At 35.7% G+C, this 24,169-nt stretch carries 20 protein-coding genes; 1 reads left to right on the top strand and 19 read right to left on the bottom strand.

What is annotated here, in order from left to right; all coding sequences use genetic code 11:
• Nucleotide 1 precedes the first annotated feature (1 nt).
• From BMY18_RS02960 to BMY18_RS02880, 17 genes are all read right to left on the bottom strand, one after another.
• Nucleotides 2-841 carry a MurR/RpiR family transcriptional regulator gene (locus BMY18_RS02960; protein WP_092450435.1) on the bottom strand — a complete coding sequence of 280 codons (840 nt, stop codon included), beginning with the start codon at nt 839-841 and terminating at the stop codon, nt 2-4.
• Nucleotides 842-1,203: 362 nt separating this feature from the next.
• Complete coding sequence (locus tag BMY18_RS02955) at nt 1,204-2,061, bottom strand: AraC family transcriptional regulator (protein ID WP_092450434.1); 858 nt, start codon at nt 2,059-2,061, stop codon at nt 1,204-1,206.
• A 121-nt stretch (nt 2,062-2,182) separates the two neighbouring features.
• On the bottom strand, nt 2,183-2,839 hold the full coding sequence (rpe, locus tag BMY18_RS02950; protein WP_092450432.1) for a ribulose-phosphate 3-epimerase: 657 nt from the start codon (nt 2,837-2,839) through the stop codon (nt 2,183-2,185).
• A 42-nt stretch (nt 2,840-2,881) separates the two neighbouring features.
• Entirely contained in the window at nt 2,882-3,763 is an 882-nt protein-coding gene (rsgA, locus tag BMY18_RS02945) for a ribosome small subunit-dependent GTPase A (RefSeq protein WP_092450430.1), read from the bottom strand.
• 1 nt (nt 3,764) lies between these two features.
• On the bottom strand, nt 3,765-5,834 hold the full coding sequence (gene pknB, locus BMY18_RS02940) for a Stk1 family PASTA domain-containing Ser/Thr kinase (protein ID WP_092450428.1): 2,070 nt from the start codon (nt 5,832-5,834) through the stop codon (nt 3,765-3,767).
• 16 nt (nt 5,835-5,850) lie between these two features.
• Nucleotides 5,851-6,570: a Stp1/IreP family PP2C-type Ser/Thr phosphatase gene (locus tag BMY18_RS02935; RefSeq protein ID WP_092450426.1), complete on the bottom strand. Its 720-nt coding sequence runs from the start codon at nt 6,568-6,570 to the stop codon at nt 5,851-5,853.
• Nucleotides 6,567-7,628, bottom strand: a complete 1,062-nt coding sequence (gene rlmN / locus BMY18_RS02930; RefSeq protein WP_092450963.1) for a dual-specificity RNA methyltransferase RlmN — start codon at nt 7,626-7,628, stop codon at nt 6,567-6,569. The genes BMY18_RS02935 and rlmN overlap by 4 nt, the downstream gene beginning before the upstream one ends.
• Before the next feature lie 22 nt (nt 7,629-7,650).
• Nucleotides 7,651-7,956, bottom strand: coding sequence for a hypothetical protein (locus tag BMY18_RS02925; RefSeq protein WP_092450424.1), 306 nt, complete (start codon nt 7,954-7,956; stop codon nt 7,651-7,653).
• Nucleotides 7,957-8,326: 370 nt separating this feature from the next.
• The gene (rsmB, locus tag BMY18_RS02920; RefSeq protein WP_242940945.1) at nt 8,327-9,712 is read right to left on the bottom strand and encodes a 16S rRNA (cytosine(967)-C(5))-methyltransferase RsmB; all 1,386 of its coding nucleotides are present in this window, start codon (nt 9,710-9,712) and stop codon (nt 8,327-8,329) included.
• 43 nt (nt 9,713-9,755) lie between these two features.
• Nucleotides 9,756-10,685, bottom strand: a complete 930-nt coding sequence (gene fmt / locus BMY18_RS02915) for a methionyl-tRNA formyltransferase (protein ID WP_092450420.1) — start codon at nt 10,683-10,685, stop codon at nt 9,756-9,758.
• Between the two features lie 65 nt (nt 10,686-10,750).
• Nucleotides 10,751-11,248 carry a peptide deformylase gene (gene def, locus BMY18_RS02910; RefSeq protein ID WP_092450418.1) on the bottom strand — a complete coding sequence of 166 codons (498 nt, stop codon included), beginning with the start codon at nt 11,246-11,248 and terminating at the stop codon, nt 10,751-10,753.
• Between the two features lie 101 nt (nt 11,249-11,349).
• Nucleotides 11,350-13,662, bottom strand: a complete 2,313-nt coding sequence (priA, locus tag BMY18_RS02905) for a replication restart helicase PriA (protein ID WP_092450416.1) — start codon at nt 13,660-13,662, stop codon at nt 11,350-11,352.
• Nucleotides 13,663-13,841: 179 nt separating this feature from the next.
• Nucleotides 13,842-15,338 carry a UDP-N-acetylmuramoyl-L-alanyl-D-glutamate--2,6-diaminopimelate ligase gene (locus tag BMY18_RS02900; protein WP_092450414.1) on the bottom strand — a complete coding sequence of 499 codons (1,497 nt, stop codon included), beginning with the start codon at nt 15,336-15,338 and terminating at the stop codon, nt 13,842-13,844.
• A gap of 24 nt (nt 15,339-15,362) precedes the next feature.
• Nucleotides 15,363-16,214 (bottom strand): bifunctional methylenetetrahydrofolate dehydrogenase/methenyltetrahydrofolate cyclohydrolase FolD, encoded by an 852-nt coding sequence (folD, locus tag BMY18_RS02895; RefSeq protein WP_092450412.1) that lies wholly within the window; start codon nt 16,212-16,214, stop codon nt 15,363-15,365.
• 427 nt (nt 16,215-16,641) lie between these two features.
• Nucleotides 16,642-18,315, bottom strand: coding sequence for a formate--tetrahydrofolate ligase (locus tag BMY18_RS02890; protein ID WP_092450410.1), 1,674 nt, complete (start codon nt 18,313-18,315; stop codon nt 16,642-16,644).
• 70 nt (nt 18,316-18,385) lie between these two features.
• Nucleotides 18,386-20,929, bottom strand: a complete 2,544-nt coding sequence (locus BMY18_RS02885) for a DNA translocase FtsK (protein ID WP_242940944.1) — start codon at nt 20,927-20,929, stop codon at nt 18,386-18,388.
• 152 nt (nt 20,930-21,081) lie between these two features.
• On the bottom strand, nt 21,082-21,822 hold the full coding sequence (locus BMY18_RS02880; RefSeq protein ID WP_092450406.1) for a ClpP family protease: 741 nt from the start codon (nt 21,820-21,822) through the stop codon (nt 21,082-21,084).
• A 145-nt stretch (nt 21,823-21,967) separates the two neighbouring features.
• Here BMY18_RS02880 and BMY18_RS02875 point away from each other — a divergent pair, with 145 nt between their 5' ends.
• Nucleotides 21,968-22,384, top strand: a complete 417-nt coding sequence (locus BMY18_RS02875) for a DUF6512 family protein (protein ID WP_092450404.1) — start codon at nt 21,968-21,970, stop codon at nt 22,382-22,384.
• 74 nt (nt 22,385-22,458) lie between these two features.
• Here the strand turns inward: BMY18_RS02875 and BMY18_RS02870 are convergent, their stop codons facing one another.
• A complete protein-coding gene (locus tag BMY18_RS02870) occupies nt 22,459-23,253 on the bottom strand; it encodes an ABC transporter permease (RefSeq protein WP_092450402.1) in 795 nt (264 codons plus the stop codon).
• Nucleotides 23,246-24,013 carry an ABC transporter ATP-binding protein gene (locus tag BMY18_RS02865; protein ID WP_092450400.1) on the bottom strand — a complete coding sequence of 256 codons (768 nt, stop codon included), beginning with the start codon at nt 24,011-24,013 and terminating at the stop codon, nt 23,246-23,248. Before BMY18_RS02865 ends, BMY18_RS02870 begins: the two co-directional genes overlap by 8 nt.
• Nucleotides 24,014-24,169: the final 156 nt, after the last annotated feature.

Raw genomic sequence — 24,169 nt, 5'->3', positions numbered from 1 at the left:
ATTATTTCTCCTTATTCTCGAATGGGAAACATTCCCTTTCGCCTTTTAGTCTCTGAATCTCAGAGTCATATTTCTGAATGTAAGTGCTGTAAACAACATCAAACATGTAATCAATCCCATATTTTCCATATACAGATTTCTCCATCGATAAATCATTTGCACTTAGATGAAATACTCTGTCATAATTCTCCAGGAAACTCTGATCTCGATTCACTGTAATAAGAAATTTATATGCCTTACTGTTTTTAACTATATCCTTCGCTGCATAAGCCAACCTACCAGATGATGAAACAGTAATCAAACAATCTCTTTCATCAAGGCTTTCTAAAAGCTCATTATCCGTATACATTTCAGAGACCAGTCTGACCACTTTATTGCAAATAATCATTGCCTGCTGAAAATCTCTAATTCTTGCGGTTGTTGTGTTGGAAGTGATAAATACAATATTTCTGCTGTTATGCAGCCGCTCTACAAATCTGTCAACGCCTTCATTATCCATTCTGCGATTCAGTTCTTCCAGCATCGAATGGATGGATGCCGTGAGATGTTCTCTGTAATCTGGTCTATAAAAATGATTTACATCATCCTTGAATTCTTCATCAAATGAGTAGGTGTCTGATTTAAGATCCTTAAAGTTGTCATATCCAATAGACTGACAGAACCTTCTAACGCTTGCTCGCGATACAAAACACTCATCCGCAACATCATAGATATTAAGAGTATCCAAACCTCTATAATGTTCCAAGAAATAATGTGCCAGGACAAAATAGGAATCCCCCTGGTTATTTTCATTAATTACACTAAATAATGAATTAAGTAAACTAAGTCGATTAATTCTCATATCGACCTCCTCTCTCAAGAAGTATGACCTTTGATTCTTACAATTATAATATTAAATCTGCGCATTTTTAATATCAATGTTACCTACAAGTACATTCTATCATAACATTTGTACAAAGGTGGGGCATATTTTGCACCGTATTTGTGTATTATTACACAGCAATATCTATAATTGAATGTTTCGAAACTAAAATTTATCCAAACTGAACAAAAGTTCTTTTTGGATATAATGCCAATATGCAACTGTATTTCAGGCACAACAAAATTATGCCCACTTTAATTGTAATTATAAAATAGTTCACATGGAATAGAACCCAAAACGACCGTTTTGGGTGGGGAAAATAAGAATTTTAAAGGCTCATTTTAGTTTTTCTTCCTTATAACAGGAATCCATACTTCATATTTTGCATTTTCTGGATCTGGATTTAAGTAGACTTCAACATCTGGACCGTTATCATACTCATAACCAGAGGTAGGAAGCCACTCAGTAACGATTTGCTTTTCAAGTTCTTGTATTGCCTGTGGGCATTGTCCTTCTCCCGAAAATATAGCCCATGTAAAAGATGGAACCATATATTCTTCCAATGCGTTATCAATTATTTTTGTACTAGCAACCGCAATAAAGTATCGCCAATCGGCAAAATCATTGCAAATGCTTACCCCTAATATTCCCATTGGCTGACCATCCATCATAGTTGCTAATTTCTGTAGCGTACCATCCATTGCTACCTTTTGCCACATTTGTGGTACAATTTCAAAATTCTTCTCAATTTCTTTTTCTAGTGGTCTAGCTATTCCTACAATTCTAAATGCTTCCTTCTTTTCAATTCTGTAGTTCAATGCACAATCTCCTTTTATTGTTATTTTGAAGCTAATGGGAGGAAATGCTTTGAGAATCACACCATATTCTTTTGCCTGTGATGGCGCGATGCCATGAACACTTTTGAATGCACGATTGAAAGCGGTCGGTGAACCATATCCATATTTCAATGCAATATCTATCACTTTACAATCTCCACCTTGTAAATCAACGGCTGCAAGAGACATCCTTCGTCTTCGTATATATTCAGATAACGGTATATCTGCCATATACGCAAACATTCTTTGAAAATGATAAGTTCCACAACAAGCGATTTTAGCTACTTCTTCTAATTCAATTTCATCATAAATATTTTCTTCAATATAGTTTATAGCGCTATTTAATCGTACAATCCATTCCATCCTATTATCCCCCTCAACAATAATATACTCTGTTCTATCAACGCATGCCTCTCACTTTCTGCCCGATAAAGAGAGTGTTTTCGCAAAAATGAGGCAAGCAATTGAATGCTTACCTCGTTTTTTACCACATGTTCATGATTTCTTTAAATTTTTTGACATTTACAGCTGCGTCGCCGTTGAATATGGCTGAACCGGCTACGATTATGTTAGCACCGGCTTCTAGCGCGGATGGGAGGTTATCTATATTGATACCACCATCGATTTCTATATCCGTTTTCAGTCCTTTTTCGTTCAGTAATCGGCGAATTTCTTTTACTTTATCAAGTGATTCTGGAATGAATTTCTGTCCACCAAAACCCGGATTAACACTCATTACCAAGACCATATCTACGATATCCAGATATGGTGCAATTGCGGAAACTGGAGTCGGAGGATTAAGCGTAATACCGGCTTTTGCGCCGTTTGCTTTGATTTTTTCAATTGTACCCACAAGATCACTGCAAGCTTCAACATGAACAGAAATAATGTTCGCACCTGAAGCAACAAATTCCTCAATATATCTAATTGGCTCATTTACCATCAAATGAACATCAAATATTTTATCTGTTGTTTTTCTAACTGACTTAATTACAGGCATACCATATGAGATACTTGGTACAAATTGACCATCCATTACATCAATATGGATATATTCTGCGCCCGCCTCATCTATGGTTTTTATTTCTTCGCCTAATTTCGTGAAATCAGCTGATAGTAATGAAGGTGATAATATATTCATGTAAGCTCCTATCCAATCTGCTTAATGCGAATTTCATCCGCACTAGTATTTCTTTTGATCCTTTAATTCGTTATATATTTCCTCATAATTATGATATCTTGTTTTATTGATTTTACCAGCAGCTACTGCCTCTTTGACTGCACAATCTGGCTCATTAATATGAACACAACCATTAAATCTACATTTACCTTGATAGTCCGTAAATTCTTCAAAATAAAATCTTGCTTCCTCTTTTTCAATACTCGGCAAAATCAAAGATGAAAATCCAGGCGTGTCCAAAATATACGTATTTCCAGATATATTAAATATCTCTGTATGTCTTGTGGTATTCTTTCCTCGTCCAATTTTTTCACTAAGACCGCCGACTTCTACGTCGTTGCCTTTTGGTAAAATCAAATTCGTAATTGAAGATTTTCCAACACCCGAAGGGCCTGCAAAAACGGTTGTTTTATTCTCTAGCAATGCTCTTATCTCATCAATGCCTTCATTTTCGTAAGTACTTGCAAATACCATAATGCATCCGCTATCTACAAAAATGTCTTTTAGTTCTTTTATCTTTTCATCATTGACAAGTTCTTGCTTATTGAAACAAATAATCGTTTTAACTTGTTGCTTATTCATCATTAAAATAAATCTGCTGAGCAAGCTGATATTCGGATTTGGCCTTGTAACTGCAAATATAACAAGTGCTTGATCAATATTTGCAACCGCAGGTCTGATCAATTCATTATTTCTCGGTAATATATCTATAATATTACCGAGAAATTTTTCTTTATCCAGTAAATCGATTTCAACATTATCGCCTACCAGTGGTTTAATGTTTCTATTTCTAAAGATTCCCTTTGCCTTGCATTCCACTACACCCATACCAACCACATGAACGTAGTAGAATCCGGCAATACCTTTTACTATTTTTCCTTGCATGTTATGGCGTCACTGGTGCTACTGGGGCTACTGTTGCTGCTGTTGATTTCGTAGTAACACTCAATTGGCTTCCAGGACTAACAGACTCACCAGCTACTGGTAGCTGCTCTGTTACAAGATCAGTATCCTTAGCATCCTTTGTAGCAGAAGTTAAAGTCAAATTTCCTCCAGCTTTTGCTAAAGCAGCCTTTGCATCTTTTAGAGTCATATCTGTAAGCCTAGGCACCACTACACCAGTACTAATAGCCAATGTAATTGTACTCCCTGCAGTAGCTGTTCTACCTGCTGAAGTGTCCTGTGATATAACATTACCTATTGCAACCGTTTGACTTGCAGTTGGTTTTGATACTACTTTAAATCCAAGTGCATCAAGTGTCTGCCTTGCTGAACTTTCTGTCACATTATTATTGCCAGTCACATCTGGTACTGTAACATCTTTTGTTTCTTTGCCTCGACTAATATAAAGTTTTACAGTATCTCCTGCTTTTATAGTTCCGCTTTTTGGAGACTGATCTGTTACTATTCCTAGATCAACTGTTTCACTCCATACACGATCAATTGACCAAAATAGTCCTGCAGCCTTAAGTGCAGCTATAGCATCATCCTCTGTTTTTTTCACTACAATTGGAACAGTAGCTTGATTTGGACCTGTACTAATCGAAAGTGTTATTGTAGCATTCAAAGCAACTTTTGAACCTGCTACTGCACTTTGTTGAATAACAATTCCGCTTGGAATTGTTTCACTCGCCTGAAGAGCAGCCTTATAACCTATGTTAAATGAATTTAGCTTTTCTTTTGCCTGCTCTTCTGTAAGACCCTCTACTTTTGGAACTACAACCATGCTAGAACTGTCAACAGATGAGGTTTCAGCTATTGTTGATGCAGCGGAAGTTGTTTCTGGAGATGTTCCTCCACCACCAAATGCACCGGCAAGCTTAATAACTGCAAATATCGCAACGATTATAATAAGCGCTACAATTCCGATTCCAATCCATTTCATTATTTTGTCTAATTTTTCATTGCTACCATCTTCAATGTCTTCATCATCGTCAATTAAATCCTTGCTCTTATCAGAATCCTCTTCATCTTTGAAGAAATCATCATCATCTTCATCATCTTCATCACCAAGCAATTCCATGTCATCCTCATTACCATTAGATGAATTAATCATATCAGTCTTAATGCCTGCTGCTTCTACATCTAAAGGTTTAAGATCACCATATACTGGAGCCATTTTCACAAAATCTACATTTGGCATAACTAAAGATTTCTTCAAATCAGCAATTAAATCCGTAATATTTTGGTATCTTCTCTCAGTCTTTTTCTGTGAACATTTCTCAAATATCTTGTCAACGCTAATTGGAATATCTTCTGTGACTTGTGAAGGTGGAGCGATTTCATCTTGAATATGCTGAACAGCTACTGCAACTGTTGAATCTCCATCAAATGGAACTTTACCAGTAAGCATTTCATATAACGTGATACCAAATGAATAAATGTCACTTCTTTCGTCACTGTAACCACCACGCGCTTGTTCTGGTGAAATATAATGAACAGAACCCATTGCTGATGATGTGATTGTATTTGTTGTTGCTGCTCTAGCAATGCCAAAGTCTGTTACTTTAACCTTGCCTTCTTTAGAAATAATAATATTTTGTGGTTTGATATCTCTATGAATAATATGGTGCCTATGTGCCGCTTCAATTCCTTGTGCGACTTGAATTGCAATGCTGACAGCTTCTTTACTTGAAAGTTTACCTTTCTTTTCAATATATTGCTTTAATGTAATACCTTCCACTAACTCCATTACGATGTAATGTATTCCATTCTCTTCTCCAACATCATATACATTTACAACATTGGGATGAGTAAGTCCAGCTGCTGATTGAGCCTCAATTCTAAATTTTGATACAAAATTCTTATCTTGGCTAAATTCCTGTTTTAATACTTTAATCGCCACAAAACGATTTAGTTTATGACACTTTGCCTTGTAAACATCTGACATACCACCAGTACCAATCTGGTCGATAATCTCATATCTGTCAGCTAAAAACATTCCTTTTCTTAACATAAATTCACCTTTCCGCTTATGGTTCTATGATTATAATTGAAATATTATCTTTTCCACCATTATTATTTGCAGTTTTAAGTAGTTCAACTGCTGCATCTTCAACATTATTGCTGCTTTTTACTATTTGACCAATTTCATCATCCTCAATCATATTCGTAAGTCCATCTGAGCACATAATTATCCTGTCTCCTGGCTTAATATCAACTGAAAAGAAGTCGGCCATTACTGATCCCGAGCCACCAATTGCTCTCGTGATAATATTTTTTTGTTCATGCGTTCTTGCATCTTTTCTTTCGATTTCCCCTAGTGCTACCATCTCTTCAACTAACGAATGGTCTCTTGTAATCTGTTGAAGTTCTTCATTCATAACATACAATCTGCTATCCCCTACATTTGCGACATGTAAGACATTCCCTATTATAGTAGCTACAACAAGCGTAGTTCCCATACCCTCATAGTCCTCAGATTCCTTTGCTTTTTCAATTAGATTTTCATTAACGCTATTAATCGTTTCATCGATTAAAGTAATCTGATTCTTTTCATCGGAAGCTTCTACCATTTTAATAAAGGTATCAACAGCAAAGCTTGACGCCATATCGCCAGCCTTATGGCCACCCATGCCATCTGCAACAATGAAAAGATTTGGCAAAATGCCAACCGGCTTTTGTGAGCAATACACGAAATCCTGATTCATTAGTCTTGCTTGACCAACGTCTGTGATTGCAAATGCCTTCATATCTGCTCCTCCTGCTTAATATTACATTTTTCAACATAACTTTTTCTTAACTGTCCACAGGCACCATCTATATCTCTGCCCATTTCTCTCCTAATAGTAACATTTATTCCAGATTTTTCAAGTTTATTTTTGAAAAGTTGTATTTCTTTTTGTCTTGTCTGCTTAAAGTCCCTCTCTTTAATTGGATTTACAGGAATCAGATTAATATGACAATTTAATCCTCTGACAAGCGATATCAGCTGCATTGCACAACTTTCGCTGTCATTCACATTTTGTACAAGACTGTATTCAAATGTAATTCTTCTTCCTGTCACATCTATATAATATCGGCATGCTTCTATAATTTCTTGAATAGAATATTTATTTGCAATTGGCATTAGTGTTCTTCGCATCTCATCATTTGGTGCATGAAGAGATATTGCTAATGTAATCTGTAATTGCATATCTGCCAATTCTTTTATTTTTGGCACCAACCCACAGGTTGATACTGTCAGATTTCTAGCGCTAATATTAAGTCCATTTTCATCATTTAATAATTGTATAAATTTAATAAATGCTTCAAAGTTATCAAATGGTTCACCAGAGCCCATAACCACAACATTATCAACTCTTTCACCAGTTAAAGCTTGAATTCTGTATATCTGGTCCAGCATTTCTGATGGTGTAAGGTTTCTTTCCAGTCCATCTAGTGTGGACGCACAGAATCTACAGCCCATCCTGCATCCAACCTGTGAAGAAATACATACTGAATTACCGTGTTTATATATCATCAAAACACTCTCAATTACATTTCCATCATACAACTCAAATAAGTACTTTGTAGTCCCATCCAGCTGTGATACTTGAACACTAACAGGTACTAATGCTGTAAGCCTACAGGTTTCCTTCAGTTTTTCTCTAAAATTAACAGGCAAATTGCTCATCTCATCAAAACTAACCACCAGTTTTTGATGAAGCCATTCATATATCTGCTTCGCCCGAAATTTCTTATCTCCCAAACCAACCACAAACTCAGTCAATTCCAAAAGATTATACGACTTAATATCAACCTTATTCAGTTCCTTCGTCTCTAACTTAATATCATCCATTGAATTTTCTATTCTTTCTTTCCAAATTATGTGCAACTTCATTTCCCACCCGCAAATGAAGCCTACTAAAGTTACTTTCCGGTATCTTTTCTCTGTTCGTTTTATGTCTATTTTTCACTTTTTCTACTTGCTCTACTTTTTTTCCATACTGCTTTTTATACTGTTTTGCGTACTGTATTTTGTACTGTTTTCGTACTTTTTTCGTCCTATATTTTGTACTGTTTTCGTACTGTTTTGCGTACTGTTTTCGTACTGTTTTGCGTACTATATTCTGTACTGTTTTCGTACTGTATTTCATACCGTTTTGAATAGTTATTTTGCGCAGATTACTGTTTAGCGTCTTTTTTACATAGATTTATTTACTGTACAGATTGTTTTTTGCATAAATCATATGTTGCGAAGTTTTGTTTTCACGTTAGCCAATGTTTTAACGCCCCTCCGCATAAAAAAAAGTAAACGGTGAATATTAATTTAGAATCATAAATTTCCCCGCAGACCGGCTGAAAGCAGCGCCTATATTTTTTCCTAGACTCAGATGAAAAATCGAACGAAGTGAGACTTTTCATCATCTCTGAGGCTAGCAAAAAAATATACTGCTTGAAGGAAAGGCAAGGAGAAATATATGATTCTAAATTAATATTCACTCACCACCTTCTTTTGATCCTAAATCATTCCGTCCGTCTCAACTTCGCCACAAAAAACCCATCAGTTCCGTGAACCCCAGGAAGAAGCTGAACATATCCTTCTTGGATGGTTTTTTCGTCCTTAAAAAATGGAAGTTCCGCCTCTAAGCTTTCCAGTTCAAATGGAAAATTACTTGTAAACCATTTTAGATTTCCAGCATTTTCATCTTCATTAATTGTGCATGTGCTGTATATGAGTTTCCCACCTGGTTTCACATATTGCTGAATTGTCTCTAATATTTCTCTTTGTAACTTAACAAGATTCGCTTGTTTTTCAGGTGTCATTTTATATTTTATGTCCGCTTTTCTTCCAATTATTCCTAAACCTGAGCAAGGAAGATCTGCAAGAAGCACATCTGCTTTCTCTAAGACGTTCGTATCAAGTACTCGCGCATCCCAAGTTTTTAATGAAATATTAGGGGTTTTTAGCCGACTAATGTTCTCTATTATAAGACTGACTTTCAAATCCGTCAAATCTCTTGCATCAATATGACCACATTCTTCTGATTTTCCTGCATTTCTATTTGCAGTCACAAGGCTCTCCGCTGCGTGAATACACTTTCCGCCTGGTGCTGCACATGTATCAATCACATATGCACCAGCCTCAATTCCGGCTGCAACGCCTGCAATCATTGAGCTAATATCTTGAATCTGAAACATGCCATTTTGAAAGCTTTCAAGCTCTCCTAAATAATTATATCCACTTATTTCCAAAGCATAATCCACATATGGAACTTCTTTTACAATCACATTCTCACTCTCAAGTTTTGCCACTAGCGAAACCTTATCTGTAATTGCCCTGTTACATCTAATATATGTATGTTTGTCTTGGTTAAAACCATCCAAAATCAATTCTACAGTATTTTTATCATAAGATTTCAACCACTTATCCACAATCCATCTAGGAATTGAGTGCTTTATCGACAAATACCCTGCGAAATCATTTTCTTTTGGTGGATACTGTATTTCATTTATTCCTCTTGCTATATTTCTAAGCACTCCATTCACAAATCCTTTGAGCGTAGAAAATCCTCGCTTATTTGCCAATTTTACGGCCTCATTACATACCGCTGAATCCGGTACTTGCGACATATATTTAATTTGATATACTGACATTCGAAGGAGATTTCGAATAAGCGGTTTCATCTTCGTTATTTTGGTCTTAGAAAAAAAATCAATAATATAATCTAATTCGATCTGCTTTTCTATGGTTCCTCCTGCCAATCTTGTAATAAATGCTCTCTCATTTTTATCAAGATACTGATATTTGCTCAAAGCATTATTCATTACAATATGACTATATGCGTCATGTTCATTGACCTCTAATAAGATATCAAGAATGACAGCTCTTAAATTAACTGAATCAGTCACGTTTACGTCCTCCAAATTTTCACTTAACAAATGTAAGGCATTATTAACCCAATATTGTACCATTTCCCAATTCATTTCCTCTAAGAAATGCATCTGTTGTCATACGTTTTTTTCCTTCTAACTGCACTTCATTGATCTGAAGTGCTCTCTCACCACATTTTACGATGAAATTTTGTTTATTAATATCAACAATTGTTCCAGCTAAGCCTGCATACTCTTCATCCACAATATCTGCATCCCAAATTTTTAAAGTTTTACCGTCAATATGTGTAAATGCACTTGGCCAAGGATTCAGTCCTCTAATTAAACGTTCAATATTCTCGGCACTATTGTTAAAATCAATTTCTCCTAATGCTTTATCAAGTCTTTTTGCATAGTTTGATAATTCATCTTCCTGCTTCGTTCTAATTGCTGTGCCATTTTCCAATGCTGTAAGCGTCTCAACAAGTAGTTCAGCGCCGATGACGCTCAGTCTATCAAAAAGGCTTCCGCCTGTTTCTTTCTTATGAAGCGTGAGTTCCCTTTGCATTAATATATCACCGGTATCAATTCCTGCATCCATAGCCATGGTTGTAACACCTGTCTTTTTTAGGCCATCAATCACTGCCCACTGGATTGGTGCAGCACCTCTGTAAGCTGGTAATAGTGACGCATGAACATTTATACTTCCGAACTTTGGAATTTCAAGAAGTTCCTTCGTTAATATCTGTCCAAATGCTACTACTACAATTACTTCTGGTTTTAATTGTCTAATATCCTCTATCACTTCTGGTTTTCTAATTTTCTCTGGCTGAAACACAGAAAGATTCAGTTCTAACGCTTTTTGCTTAACAGGGGACATTGACATTTCTTTTCCTCTGCCCTTGGGTTTATCTGGTTGCGTAAAAACGCCAACCACTTCATGACCAGACTCTACTATTTTCACCAAAGTTCCCGCAGCAAAATCTGGGGTTCCCATAAATACAACTCTCATTCTTTTTCCTCCAACACGCAAGCAGATCACTTCCATTCTTTCAAGCGAGTCTTCAATTCGTTTTTTTACAAATCAAGTTCATCTTCATCTTCGTCGATTTCATCTTCTTCAAGTTCACCTTCTATTTTATCAACATACATAACTCCATCAAGATGATCGATTTCATGACACAAACATCTAGCAAGTAACTCAGTTCCTTCAATTATATATTCTTCCATATTTTCATTAAATGCTTTTACTTTTACATAATTAGGTCTGGTAACCGTTCCTGATTTTCCAGGAACACTAAGGCAACCTTCTGGTCCAGTTTGTTCACCGCTTTTTTCTAAGACTACTGGATTAATAAGTACATATGGAACCTCTTCAACTTCAATTACTACTACTCTTTTTCTAACTCCAACTTGTGGTGCTGCAAGACCAACGCCAAATGCTTCATGCATTGTATCAAACATATCCTGAATCAATTCTTTTATCCTAGGTGTAACTTCTATAACTTCTTTTGCTGTCTTACTTAAAATTTCGTCTCCATCTTCTCCTAAGATTCTGATATTTCTTATTGCCATCTCTGTAACCTCTTTTCCTATCGTTATTAACATTTATTGTATTTTATTATGTATTTATCCACTAAATGCATTTGTGTTATTCTATTTTAATTAAATTGTATCTACATATTCATTGGATTAAAATCAAACTGTACACTGATTTTTCTAAAGTCTACGTTATCCTTAGCGAATAGCTCAATTTCATCCTTATATTTTGTAAGCAATTGATATGACTTCGCTTTTATATATATAACTTTATTATAAATATCATTTGCCTTATATAAAGTAGCATTTACAGGACCAATCACTTGAATATTATCTGTTTCCTTGGGTTCTATCTTACCTTCTGATTCAACTTCTATCTTAACTTCGCTTTTACGTCCTTCTTCATCATGTACTACCCCACCGATCTTGGGTTTTATATTATGCCCAATCTTCATCGTACTTGTGGCAGTTTCTAGCGCTTTTTCATCTTTCGAAGATAATTTCACCAAAAGCATATTACACACTGGTGGATAATTCAAAAGAGTTCGATACATAATTTCTTGTTCATAAAACGCCTTATAATCCTGGCTCTGAGCAGTTATTATGCTGTAATGTTCAGGTGTATATGTCTGAATTACTACTTCACCTGCAATCTCACCTCTTCCAGAACGTCCTGCTGCTTGTGTAAGTAACTGAAAAGTGCGCTCTGCCGCTCTATAATCACTCGCATATAAAGACATATCCGCTGCTAATATTCCAACTAATGTGACATTTGGAAAATCATGTCCTTTTACAATCATCTGGGTTCCAATCAGTATATCAGCCTCTTGATTAAAAAATGCAGCTAGTATCTTTTCATGCCCACCTTTTTTAGAAGTTGTATCCATATCCATACGAAGAACTTTCGCCTGCGGATACATCTTCTTTACAGATTCTTCAACCTGTTGTGTGCCTGCACGAAATCCTGATATATACTTTGAGCCACATTTTGGGCATGCTTTTACCATTGGCTGTTCAAATCCACAAAAATGACACACAAGTTTTCCATTGTTATGTGAAGTAAGTGAAATATCACAATGCGGGCATTTCATTACATGTCCACAGGCGCGGCAAGATATAAATCCCGCATATCCTCTTTTATTTAAAAACAGCATGATTTGCTGTTTCTTTTCCAATCTATCGGTCATTAATTCCTGTAGCTTCGTACTAAATATCGAACGGTTTCCCTCTTTCAATTCTTCCCTTAAATCCACTACATATACGCTCGGAAGCTTACTTTCCTTTGCCCTCTCATCTAGCGTATATAACTTGTATTTTCCTGTAAGTGCATTGTTATAAGCTTCAAGCGAAGGAGTTGCCGAACCCAATATTACAGATGCATTATTCATTCTAGCAATCTCAATAGCGGTTTCTCTTGCATGATACTTAGGGGCATTTTCACTTTTGTATGCGCCTTCATGCTCTTCATCGATTACAATCATTCCGATGTTTTCAAATGGTGTAAATAGTGCAGATCTTGGCCCAATCATGATGTCAATTTCGCCCTTTAATGCACGTGTAAACTGGTCATAACGCTCACCTTTTGATAGACGAGAATTCATAATGGATACTCGATCACCAAATCTTCTATAAAATCGGATTACTGTCTGATATGTCAAAGATATTTCTGGAATCAGCATAATAACTTGTTTTCCTTGCTTAATCACATGTTCAATCAATTCCATATAGACTTCTGTTTTTCCACTTCCAGTAATTCCATGAATCAGATAAGTCTCACGTAGACCGTCATCATACTCTTTTTTTATAGAATCGGTTATATATTTTTGTGTGCTATTTAATCTATTTCTAATCTCATCTTTGGGCTTGATTTTTATTGGATTTCTATAGTATTCTTCAACGGATATTTCTATAATTCCTAAACCTTCAAATGATTTGATTGTCTGTGCTGCAATATTTAGCTTTCCTGTCACAAGACCATATTCAATTATTTCATCTTCAATTAACGATTCCATAAATCTGACTCTTGCGCCATTGTGTTTTCTTTCGAATTCAGCCAGATATTCCTTTGCTTTTTCTATTGGAATAATAAGTTTTATAGCCTTTTTTTCTTTTTGCTTCACGCTTTCCTTAATTGGAATTACAGTCTTTAGCGCTTGATTCATAGTAGATCCATAATTTTGCCTAATCCAAGCTGCAAGCTGAATCAGCTTACCTTCTACCTTCACTTTACCTTCTACCGCACTGGTGATTGGTTTGATTTTTGTAACATCAAATTCGGGAATATCAGTTATTTCTACTATGTATCCAGTCAACATACGGTTGCCCTTACCAAATGGTACATTAACCTGCATCCCAACCTGAATCTGGTCCTCTAATTCTGAAGGAATTAGATATTGAAATGTTTTATCCAGTTGTTCATGCGAAATGTCTACGATTATGTTTGCGTACATAGTTCTCCTAATTCTTTCGTTCTGTTGTTCCTTATAATTTACTTCTTTCGTTCGTTCTTCTGTTGGTTTGTTCTTCTGTTCGTTTGTTCTTTTTTACATTTGTTTTTTTTTACGTTTGTTCGTTTGTATGTTAGTTCTTTTGTACGTTAGTTCTTTTGTTCGTTCATACTTATGTTGTTTTATGCTTCGTTTTTTAGTTCCTCAAGCACCTCTGCAATAAGGACTCTCTCATCCATAGGATGCTTAACGCCTTTAATTTCTTGGTAATCCTCATGTCCTTTGCCTGCAAGAACAATAATATCACCTGGTTCTCCATGTTCAATTACATACTTAATAGCTTCTTTTCTATCTATAATCGTCACATATTTTCCTAAAGTCTTTGCCATACCCGTTTTTATGTCTTCTATGATTGCCTCGGGCTCTTCAAATCTAGGATTATCCGAAGTGATAACTGTCAAGTCAGCTAACGTTCCCGATACTTCACCCATCTCAAATCTTCTCAGTTTTGAACGATTTCCACCACAACCAAACAAACTAATTAATCTATGTGGATGGTACTCTTTCAGAGTTTTTAATATACTTTCCAATGCCATTGCATTATGCGCATAATCGATCATAAGTGTGAATTTATCCGATACAGGAATGATCTCTATTCTACCCTTTACTTGAACTTCATATAAAGCCCTTTTTAATATTTCCTCATCAACCTTAAAATGTCTTGTTACTGCAACTGCACAAAGAGAATTGTACACACTAAACTTTCCAGGTACTTGTAACTTAATATCCATATTTACTAGTCCGCTTGCTCGGTACTGAGTGCCAATCTTACCAGGTTCATGTAAAAATTCGATATTTGTAGCTCTAATATCTGCTGTATCGCCTAGTCCATATCGTTCTACCGTACATGTTGAATTTTTAAGAATTGCGTCCACATGCTCGTCATCAGCATTTACGATTGCAATCTTTGATTGTTTGAATAACATTGCCTTACATTCTAAATACTGTTCAAATGATTCATGTTCATTCGGTCCAATATGATCTGGCTCAAGATTCGTGAAAACTCCAATATCAAACGTAATACCTGCTGTTCTATGAAGCATAAGTCCTTGTGAAGAAACTTCCATTACCACTGCCTTGCAGCCAGCCTCTACCATCTTTGCAAATGACTCATGTATTTCATACGACTCTGGTGTTGTATTGCAAGCTGGCTTTTTATCCTCACCAATAATTGTTTCTATTGTTCCAATCAGACCAGTCTTGATGCCACATGCATCTAACACATTTCTAACCATATATGCAGTGGTTGTTTTACCCTTCGTACCTGTAATACCAATTGTAAACATTTTACTTGCAGGATAATCAAAATATGCGGCTGACATGAAGGCAAACGCATATCTTGTATCCTTAACCTTGATTATTGTTAAACCCTCAGGAAGCTTTGATTCTGACCAGATTTTTGTCAAATCCACACCATCTTGAACAATAATAGCTGAAGCGCCTTTTTCTACGACAGCATTTATATATTTGTGCCCATCTGATACTGCACCAACGATACATATAAACACTGTGTTTTCTTTTGCTAATCTTGAATCAGAAGTAAGATTACCAACCTCTACCTCAAGTTTTCCGTTCATTATCTCATAGTCCAAATGTTCCAGTAATTTGATTAATTTCATTACATAGCCTCCTGCTCTTTATAATCACTTACTTCTCTGAATTTCAACTGATTCCACACAATTATTCATAAGCATTGCAATCGTCATTGGTCCAACGCCACCTGGTACTGGTGTGATTGCACTTACTGTATCAATCACATCGTCAAAATCAACATCTCCACAAAGTTTTCCATTTTCCATTCTATGGATACCAACATCAATAATAACTGCTCCGTCTTTTACATATTCTTTATTGATGAACTTTGGCTTACCAATTGCTGCAACTAAAATATCCGCTCTCTTCGCAACTTCCTTCAAGTTCTTCGTTCTTGAGTGTGCAATTGTTACTGTTCCATTCTCTCTCAAAAGAAGAAGTGCCATCGGTTTACCCACAATATTGCTTCTACCAATCACAACACATTCTTTACCTTCAATATCAACATTAGAACGTTTCAGTAATTGTATGATACCAGCTGGCGTACATGATACAAATCCCGGCTGACCAATACATAATGCTCCAACGCTCTCTGGATGAAATCCGTCAACATCCTTCTTCGGATTAATTGACTTAATCACTAAGTCTTCATCAATATGCTTTGGCACAGGCAACTGAACTAAAATTCCATTCACGTCATCTCTATTATTCAAATCACATATTATCTTAAGTAATTCTTCCTGCGTAGTTTCATCACCAAGTTCATAAGCCAAGGACTTAATTCCAATATACTCACAAGCCTTCTTCTTATTATTCACATAAACCGAAGAAGCCGGATCACAACCAACCTGTATAACCGCCAACGTAATCTCCACGCCCGCCGCCTTATAATCCGCAACCCGCCCTTTCAATTCATCCTTAATCCGTCCCGCAATCACTTTCCCATCAATAATCTGTGCCATTATCCCATTTCTCCTTAATTCCCAACATTAATCCAAAATACTTTATTATATTTTAAATTTTGTTATTTGTATTCTTATATTCTTATATAGTTTATTCTTTTATTCTTTATTTTTTATGCTTTTATGCTTTTATGCTTTTATGCTTTTATGCTTTTATGCTTTTATGCTTTTACGCTTTTACGCTTTTACGCTTTTACGCTTTTACAGCCAATAACCGCATCCCCGTCGTTCTCACGTAGCCAGAAACTTACGTTATAATTATAGATTTTGCCGTAATCCGGCTGAAAGCAGCGCCTATATTTTGTCAAGACTCAGATGAAAAATGAGCGCAAGCGAGTCTTTTCATCATCTCTGAGGCTTGTAAAAAATATGCTGCTTGAAGGAAAGGTAGGCAAAATCTATAATTATAACGTACGTTCCGCCTGCATCAGAACAACCCAGTTATCTTATCGGTCTCACAATCAAAATCAATCCCCTCCGCTGCTGGAACCTTAGGTAGCCCTGGCATTGTAAGTATCTTACCCGTGATTGCAACAACAAATCCCGCACCAGCGTTTATATATACTTCTCTTATATCAATCGTAAAGTCACGTGGTCTACCGAGCAGATTTGGATTATCTGAAAGTGAATACTGCGTCTTAGCCATACATACAGGCATATTTTTAAATCCAAGGCTATCAAGCTCTGCAATGGACTTCTTAGCAACATCAGAATAAGTCACACCTACTGCACCATAAATTTCTCGTGCTATCGTCTCTATCTTTTCTTCTACTGATAATTCAAGTTCATATAATGGTGCAAAATCACTTGGCTTAGTTGCAAGTGTATTAAGGACTTTCTGTGCGAGGTCTATTCCACCTTTTCCGCCGTCTTTCCATACATTTGCAAGTGCAAATTCACATTGCGCATCTTCACAATGTTTTCTAATAAACTCATATTCTGCTTCTGTATCTGTAACAAATGAATTAAGCGTCACTATAATAGGAACTCCATATTTTTTGATATTTTCAATATGCTTATCAAGATTAACAATCCCTTTTGCTAAGGCTTTAAGGTTCTCCTGACCTAATTCACTTTTTGCTACGCCACCATTATATTTTAATGCTTTCACTGTCGCTACAAGGACTACTGCATCTGGTTTCAAACCTGACAAACGGCATTTTATATCAAAGAACTTCTCTGCACCTAAGTCTGCGCCAAATCCTGCCTCAGTAATAACAATATCACCAAGTTTCATGGCCATCTTAGTAGCTCTTACACTATTACAACCATGTGCGATATTCGCAAATGGTCCACCATGAATAATTGCTGGATTACCAGAAAGTGTCTGAATAAGGTTCGGTTTGATTGCATCCTTTAGTAATGCAGACATAGCACCGGTTGCTTTAAGGTCATCTGCTGTCACAGGCTTCCCATTAGAATTATACGCAACAACAATCATTCCAAGACGCTTTTTAAGATCTTTCATATCTTCTGAAAGACAAAGAATTGCCATTATTTCTGAAGCAACAGTAATGATAAAATGATCCTCTCTCATTACGCCGTCAGCTTTTCCTCCCATGCCAATAACAATATTTCTAAGGGCTCTATCATTAATATCCATACATCTTTTCCATGTGATTCTTTTTGGATCGATATTAAGTGCATTCCCATGCTGAATGTGATTATCAAGCATAGCCGCAAGCAAATTATTTGCAGATGTGATTGCATGAAAATCACCTGTAAAATGAAGATTCAAATCTTCCATCGGTACAAGCTGTGAATATCCACCGCCGGCAGCTCCACCTTTCATTCCAAAGCAAGGTCCAAGTGAAGGCTCTCTAAGAGCGACAATTGCATTCTTTCCTAACTCACATAATGCTTCTGTAAGCCCGACACTAATTGTTGTTTTTCCTTCTCCAGCTGGGGTAGGATTAATTGCCGTTACAAGAACAAGTTTCGCATCTTCATTATCTTTGCATTTATCATACAAATGCTCGGAAAACTTAGCCTTATATTTTCCGTATAACTCCAAATCATCTTCTGACACACCAATCTTTGCTGCAACATCCTTAACATTAAGCATTATAGCTTCTTGAGCTATTTCAATATCACTCTTCATAGGTATTCTCTTCCTCTCATATTCTTAGTTGGATTGCATATTTTTTAACAGTTCTATAATTTGATAAAAATTATGTATTTATAGAATTCTTCAATAAGAATTCTTCAAACTCTTCAATTGTCATTAATATTTTTCTTGGTTTAGTTCCTTCTTCAGGACCAACAATGCCAGCATCCGCTAACTGATCCATAATTCTTGCTGCGCGGTTAAAACCAATCTTATAATATCTTTGAAGCATTCCTATCGAGCCTTTTTCTTTTTCAATAATAAACTTACCAGCTTCCGCAAAATATGCATCTTTTTCTACGCCGAACGCCTGACTGTCACTCATTGATGCACTCTCGATTTTAGTGGAAACTTCTTGATTATATACTACATCACCAATATGTTCTTTGAGGAATTTCACAACTCTGCCAACTTCTTTATCCGATACAAAGGTACCCTGAACTCTGACCGGTTTTGGATATCCTGATGGATAGAACAGCATATCACCTTTTCCAAGAAGCTTTTCGGCACCATTCATATCAATAATCGTTCTTGAATCAACACCAGATGATACTGAAAATGCAATTCTTGATGGAACATTTGCTTTAATCAAACCTGTGATTACGTTAACAGAAGGTCGTTGTGTAGCAATTACCAAATGTATTCCAGCCGCTCTTGCAAGCTGTGCTAGACGACAGATTGCCTCTTCTACTTCACCAGGCGCTACCATCATAAGATCTGCAAGTTCATCTATAATAATTACGATTTCAGGCATCTTCTTCGGTCTCGTTTCCTCATCCAAATCCTTGCTATAAGATACTTTTTCATTATATCCCTTGAGATCTCTTACATTTTGTTCTGCAAACTTGTTATATCGGTCTGTCATCTCAGCCACTGCCCAATTAAGCGCCCCTGATGCTTTCTTTGGATCAGTCACCACCGGAATCATAAGATGTGGAATTCCATTATATACACTTAATTCAACAACCTTAGGATCAATCATGATCAGCTTAACGTCTTCTGGATCTGATTTATATAAAATACTCATAATAATTGTATTGATACAAACAGATTTACCGGAACCAGTTGCACCAGCAATCAGTAAATGAGGCATCTTCGCGATATCTGCAATGATAATCTGCCCAGTTATATCTCGTCCAGCTGCAAATGCAATGGGCGAAGGGTGCTTTGTAAATGGATCGGATTCCAATAATTCACGAAGCATTACACCTGTCGTTTCCTTGTTAGGAACTTCAATTCCGACAGCTGCTTTACCTGGGATTGGTGCTTCAATTCGAATATCTGCTGCAGCGAGATTAAGCTTAATATCGTCTGATAAAGATACTATCTTGCTTACTTTTACGCCTTGTTCCGGTTGAATCTCATACCTTGTAACAGAAGGACCACAGCTAATATTTGTGATTGTAACTTTAACGCCGAAATTTTGCAACGTCTGCACAAGCCTTGCCGCTGTCTCATTATTCTCTCTGTTTTGATTAATATTCTTCTTTGTTACATTTCTATCAAGAAGACTAATTGGTGGAAATATATATTCTCTCGTTTTTGTGTTTTTTAAATGATCGTTGATTTTGCCAGGGCCTTCCTCTATTGCTGTTTCAGATGTAGCAATACTTTCCTGCTGAAACTGTTCTTGTGCCTCTGATACTGCATCATAAGCCTCAGAATTCTTGATTCGAGACTTTCTCGAACGTTTTCTTGTGGTTTCTATGTTATCACTATTATCTGCAAATTCATTGCCTTCGTTATTCATAGGAACTGTTTCTAAATCTGGATCATATATATCGTTTGAGAATTCATCTTGCTTGTCAAAATCCATTGATATTTCATGTAAATCAATATTTTTCGAAGTGTTTTCTTTGGGGATACTTGTATCAAGCGCTACACCCTTAACTTTATTGTCCATTCTCTGAATCCGTTCCAATTCAGCTTCTTCTTGCTCTTTTTCCCGCTCTTGTCTTCGTTCATCAGAATGCTCTTTGTAATTTGCATAATCTTCCTTTGCAGACTTAAACACTTTTGTGCCACCATTCGTTACACCCTTAATAAATGATTTCTCTGTAATAAGTATTATACAAATTATTATAAATATGATCAAAATTACAAATGACCCAGCTGTTCCTAATGGGCTCAATGTCTTACATAATAATCCTCCTATGAACCCTCCGCCTAACTTCTTTTCTGCAGAATATGTAAAAAATGTTCCAACAGAACTTATCTTAGCTGGTGTACTCATAATAAGCTGAACAAAACCACATAAAAGCAACGTAAATACATACGCTGCCACAGTTTTAATCTTAGCTACACCCAGTTGTTTATTTGCAATTAAAAACAAAACACTTATCAGAACAATAAGTGGTAATATATATTCAATTATTCCTACCAACCCAAACATAAACCAGTTAATTCCAACACCAATGCTTCCAGCCAGATGGAAATTACTAAGTAACAAAATAATAGCAAATGCAAAGGTGAATAATATAATAATCTCATCCCTCAATTCGCTAGATTTAGACTTACTATTATTCACATTTTTAGTGCCAGTTCTTGTATTATTCGGTTTTGTCGATGCCTTGGAATTTTTGCCTCTTTTACGTACATTCGAAGCCATTAGACTACCTCCTGACATACTATCTCATATTAAAACCAGAACAATATTATAGCATTTCCCATTAATTTGTACAAGGATAGATTAAATATCCCCCAACATAAAGCAACCCCAATATGCAAAAAAACTTATCTCACATACTTGGGGTATTGTATTTATTCTTTTTTATCAGAATCTATTTGTTCTTTCTGAATCATAGATTTTATCTTATCCAAAGCTTCTTTGATACCACCAACTTCACTAATTAATCCCTCACGAACCGCATCTTCTCCAACAAGAATCGTCCCGAGGTCTTTGGAAAGAATTCCAGTATTCATCATCATTTTCTCTATTCTTTCCTTTTTACATTTTGAATGATGTGATATAAATCCTACGATTCTATCTTGGATTATTTTAAAATAGTCATATGTTTGTGGAGCACCTATAATTGTTCCGCTCATTCTAACTGGATGAATAATCATCGTTCCTGTTGGTACAATAAATGAATAATCTGTAGCAACTGCTAGCGGAACACCTATCGAATGAGAATCACCTAATACTAATGATACAGTTGGTTTTGAAAGTGAAGCTATCATTTCCGCTAATGCTAACCCTGCGCTCACATCTCCACCAACCGTATTAATCAAAAACAAGATGCCTTCTATTTCATCACTGTCCTCCAACGCGGCTAACTGTGGTAATAAATGTTCATATTTAGTAGTTTTTGTCGTTGCTGGCAAGGCTTCGTGCCCCTCAATTTCACCAATTATGCTGATTAAATTGATCTTTTTATGTTGCTTGTTTTTATCTAAAATAACTTGTCCATAATCTTCTATTCGTTTATCTTTTAACTCTTCTTTTTTATTATCATTATTATCATCCGTATTAATATTTATGTTACTTTCATTTTTTCCCATTGTCACATACTCCTTATTGATTTATAAGTAGTATTTGAAATATCGTTTACTTTATACATACGATATTTTTATAATATTCATCACTTATTTGGATATACTAGTTTTATTATATAATTCTATTTGTTTTGGGAAGGTTTAATTCGTGATGAATGAAAAAGTTAATATCAAGTCATGGCACATTATCGGTATATTTTTTACACTAATTCTTGGGACACTTCTGCACTTCACATATAAATGGTCTGATTATAACCCTATTGTTGGCTTTTTTAGTGCAGTGAACGAAAGTACTATCGAACATTTAAAAATGATATTTGTACCGTTTTTTCTATTTTCAATCTTAGAGTACTTCGCATATGGCAAGGGCATATCTGGCTTCGTTTTAACGAAAGCTTTGTCTGTTTCCATCGGAATAATTACGATTGTTGTAGTATTTTATCTCTATATTTGGATTGTGGGAACTGACTTACTTTGGATGGATATCGCTATTTTTGTACTAGCTATTGTTGTTGCCTATTTTGTTAGTTATAAGTTGTTGAAGAATCAGAGGGTTATTCTTATCTAATTGTCGTAAACAAGAAATACCACTATATCAGCATCACACGGATATAGTGGTATTATTTAGACGATTTTATGAAATCAACCACTGATTTTTTTTGTATACATTTTCTCAATTCGATTTATAATACTGTACAAACCAATTGCAATTATGCATAGAATTACAATGCTCATGATTACCCAATCTAATTTAAATACTTGCGAACCATAGATTATCAAATATCCAAGTCCAGCCTTTGCGGCAAGAAATTCGCCAATAATAACGCCGACTAGGGAAAGTCCTATATTAACTTTCATAGTACTAATAATCATAGGCAGTGAACTAGGAAGAATCAGCTTAATCAGAATGTCTTTTCTATTACCCCCGAGTGTATAAATAAGTTTTATTTTTTCGGTGTCAACTCCCTTAAAACTGGTGTAAATACTTATAATCGTCCCAAATACGGCTACCGATACGGCAGTAACGATGATTGTTCTTGTATTGCTGCCTAGCCATACAATCAAAATAGGCGCAAGTGCAGATTTGGGGAGACTATTTAACATTACAAGATATGGCTCAATTGTTTTTGAAAATAGTTCACACATCCAAAGTAAGATTGCCATCCCAAGTCCTATTAAGATAACTAAAGAGAAACTAACCAACGTTTCTATTAAAGTAATGCCTACATGAAGAAAAATTTGTCCATTTTTGCACATGTTTATAAATGTAATTAAAACGCGTGAGGGCGAACTAAATATAAATGAATCAATCCATTTAAAACGAGTTGAAACTTCCCATGCACCGATAAATATAACAAATAGCATTATTCTAAAAAATAGAACTTTGTATTTCTGCTTTTTGAAATTTTTGATATATTTTTCCTGCATTTCAGACATTATCAGTTAGCTCCTTCCATATTAAGTTAAAATAATCCTTAAATTTAGGGGAACTCCTTGACGATATTGGCGTACGATTTGGAATTTCCATATCTATTTCTACAATTTTTCGTATTTTACCTGGACGCTTTGAAAGTACAACCACAATATCTCCCATTGAAATGGCTTCTGATAAGTCATGTGTGACCAAAATTGCTGTTTTACTTTCTCTTCGTAAAATAGCGCCAATATCATCACACACTTCTAGCCTCGTTTGATAATCCAACGCGGAGAACGGTTCATCCAGAAGCAAAATGTCAGGTTCTAACGCTAGTGTCCTAATCAAGGCAACCCTTTGCCTCATTCCACCAGACAGTTGTGATGGTCTAGCATCTTTAAAGTTCTCAAGACCATATGCTTTTAACATTTCATTAATCGTTTCTGTGGTAGATTTGGTGATTTTGTTTTGGATTTCTAATCCTAGAAGTACGTTACTATATACAGTACGCCATTCAAAAAGGTTGTCTTTTTGAAGCATATATCCAATATTGGTATTTGAATCTTCAATTTTTTTTTCATTTATTTTAATCGAACCTGAATCTGGCTTAATTAGACCTGAAATAAGTGAAAGCAAAGTAGATTTTCCGCAACCAGATGGACCTACTATAGATATAAATTGTCCGGGCATAACAGATAGGTTAATATCGTTTAATGCCGTGGTTTCACCTTGTAGTGTATGGTAAGAATAAGTTACGTTACCGATTTCAAGGATTGGTTTCATATTACCTCCTATTGTCATATTAAGAACGAAAAGTTCTTATCATATAGTTTATGAAAAATTGCGAAGTAAGTTCTTATAAAAAGGAACTGATTTAATAGGAATCTGCCTAATATCAATCTTTTGTTGAAACTAAAGTGAATATTATGTATAATATGA

The sequence above is a fragment of the [Clostridium] fimetarium genome, assembly GCF_900111235.1.
GTDB lineage: Bacteria > Bacillota > Clostridia > Lachnospirales > Lachnospiraceae > Clostridium_N > Clostridium_N fimetarium.
This window is presented reverse-complemented; position numbering and strand designations above follow the sequence as displayed.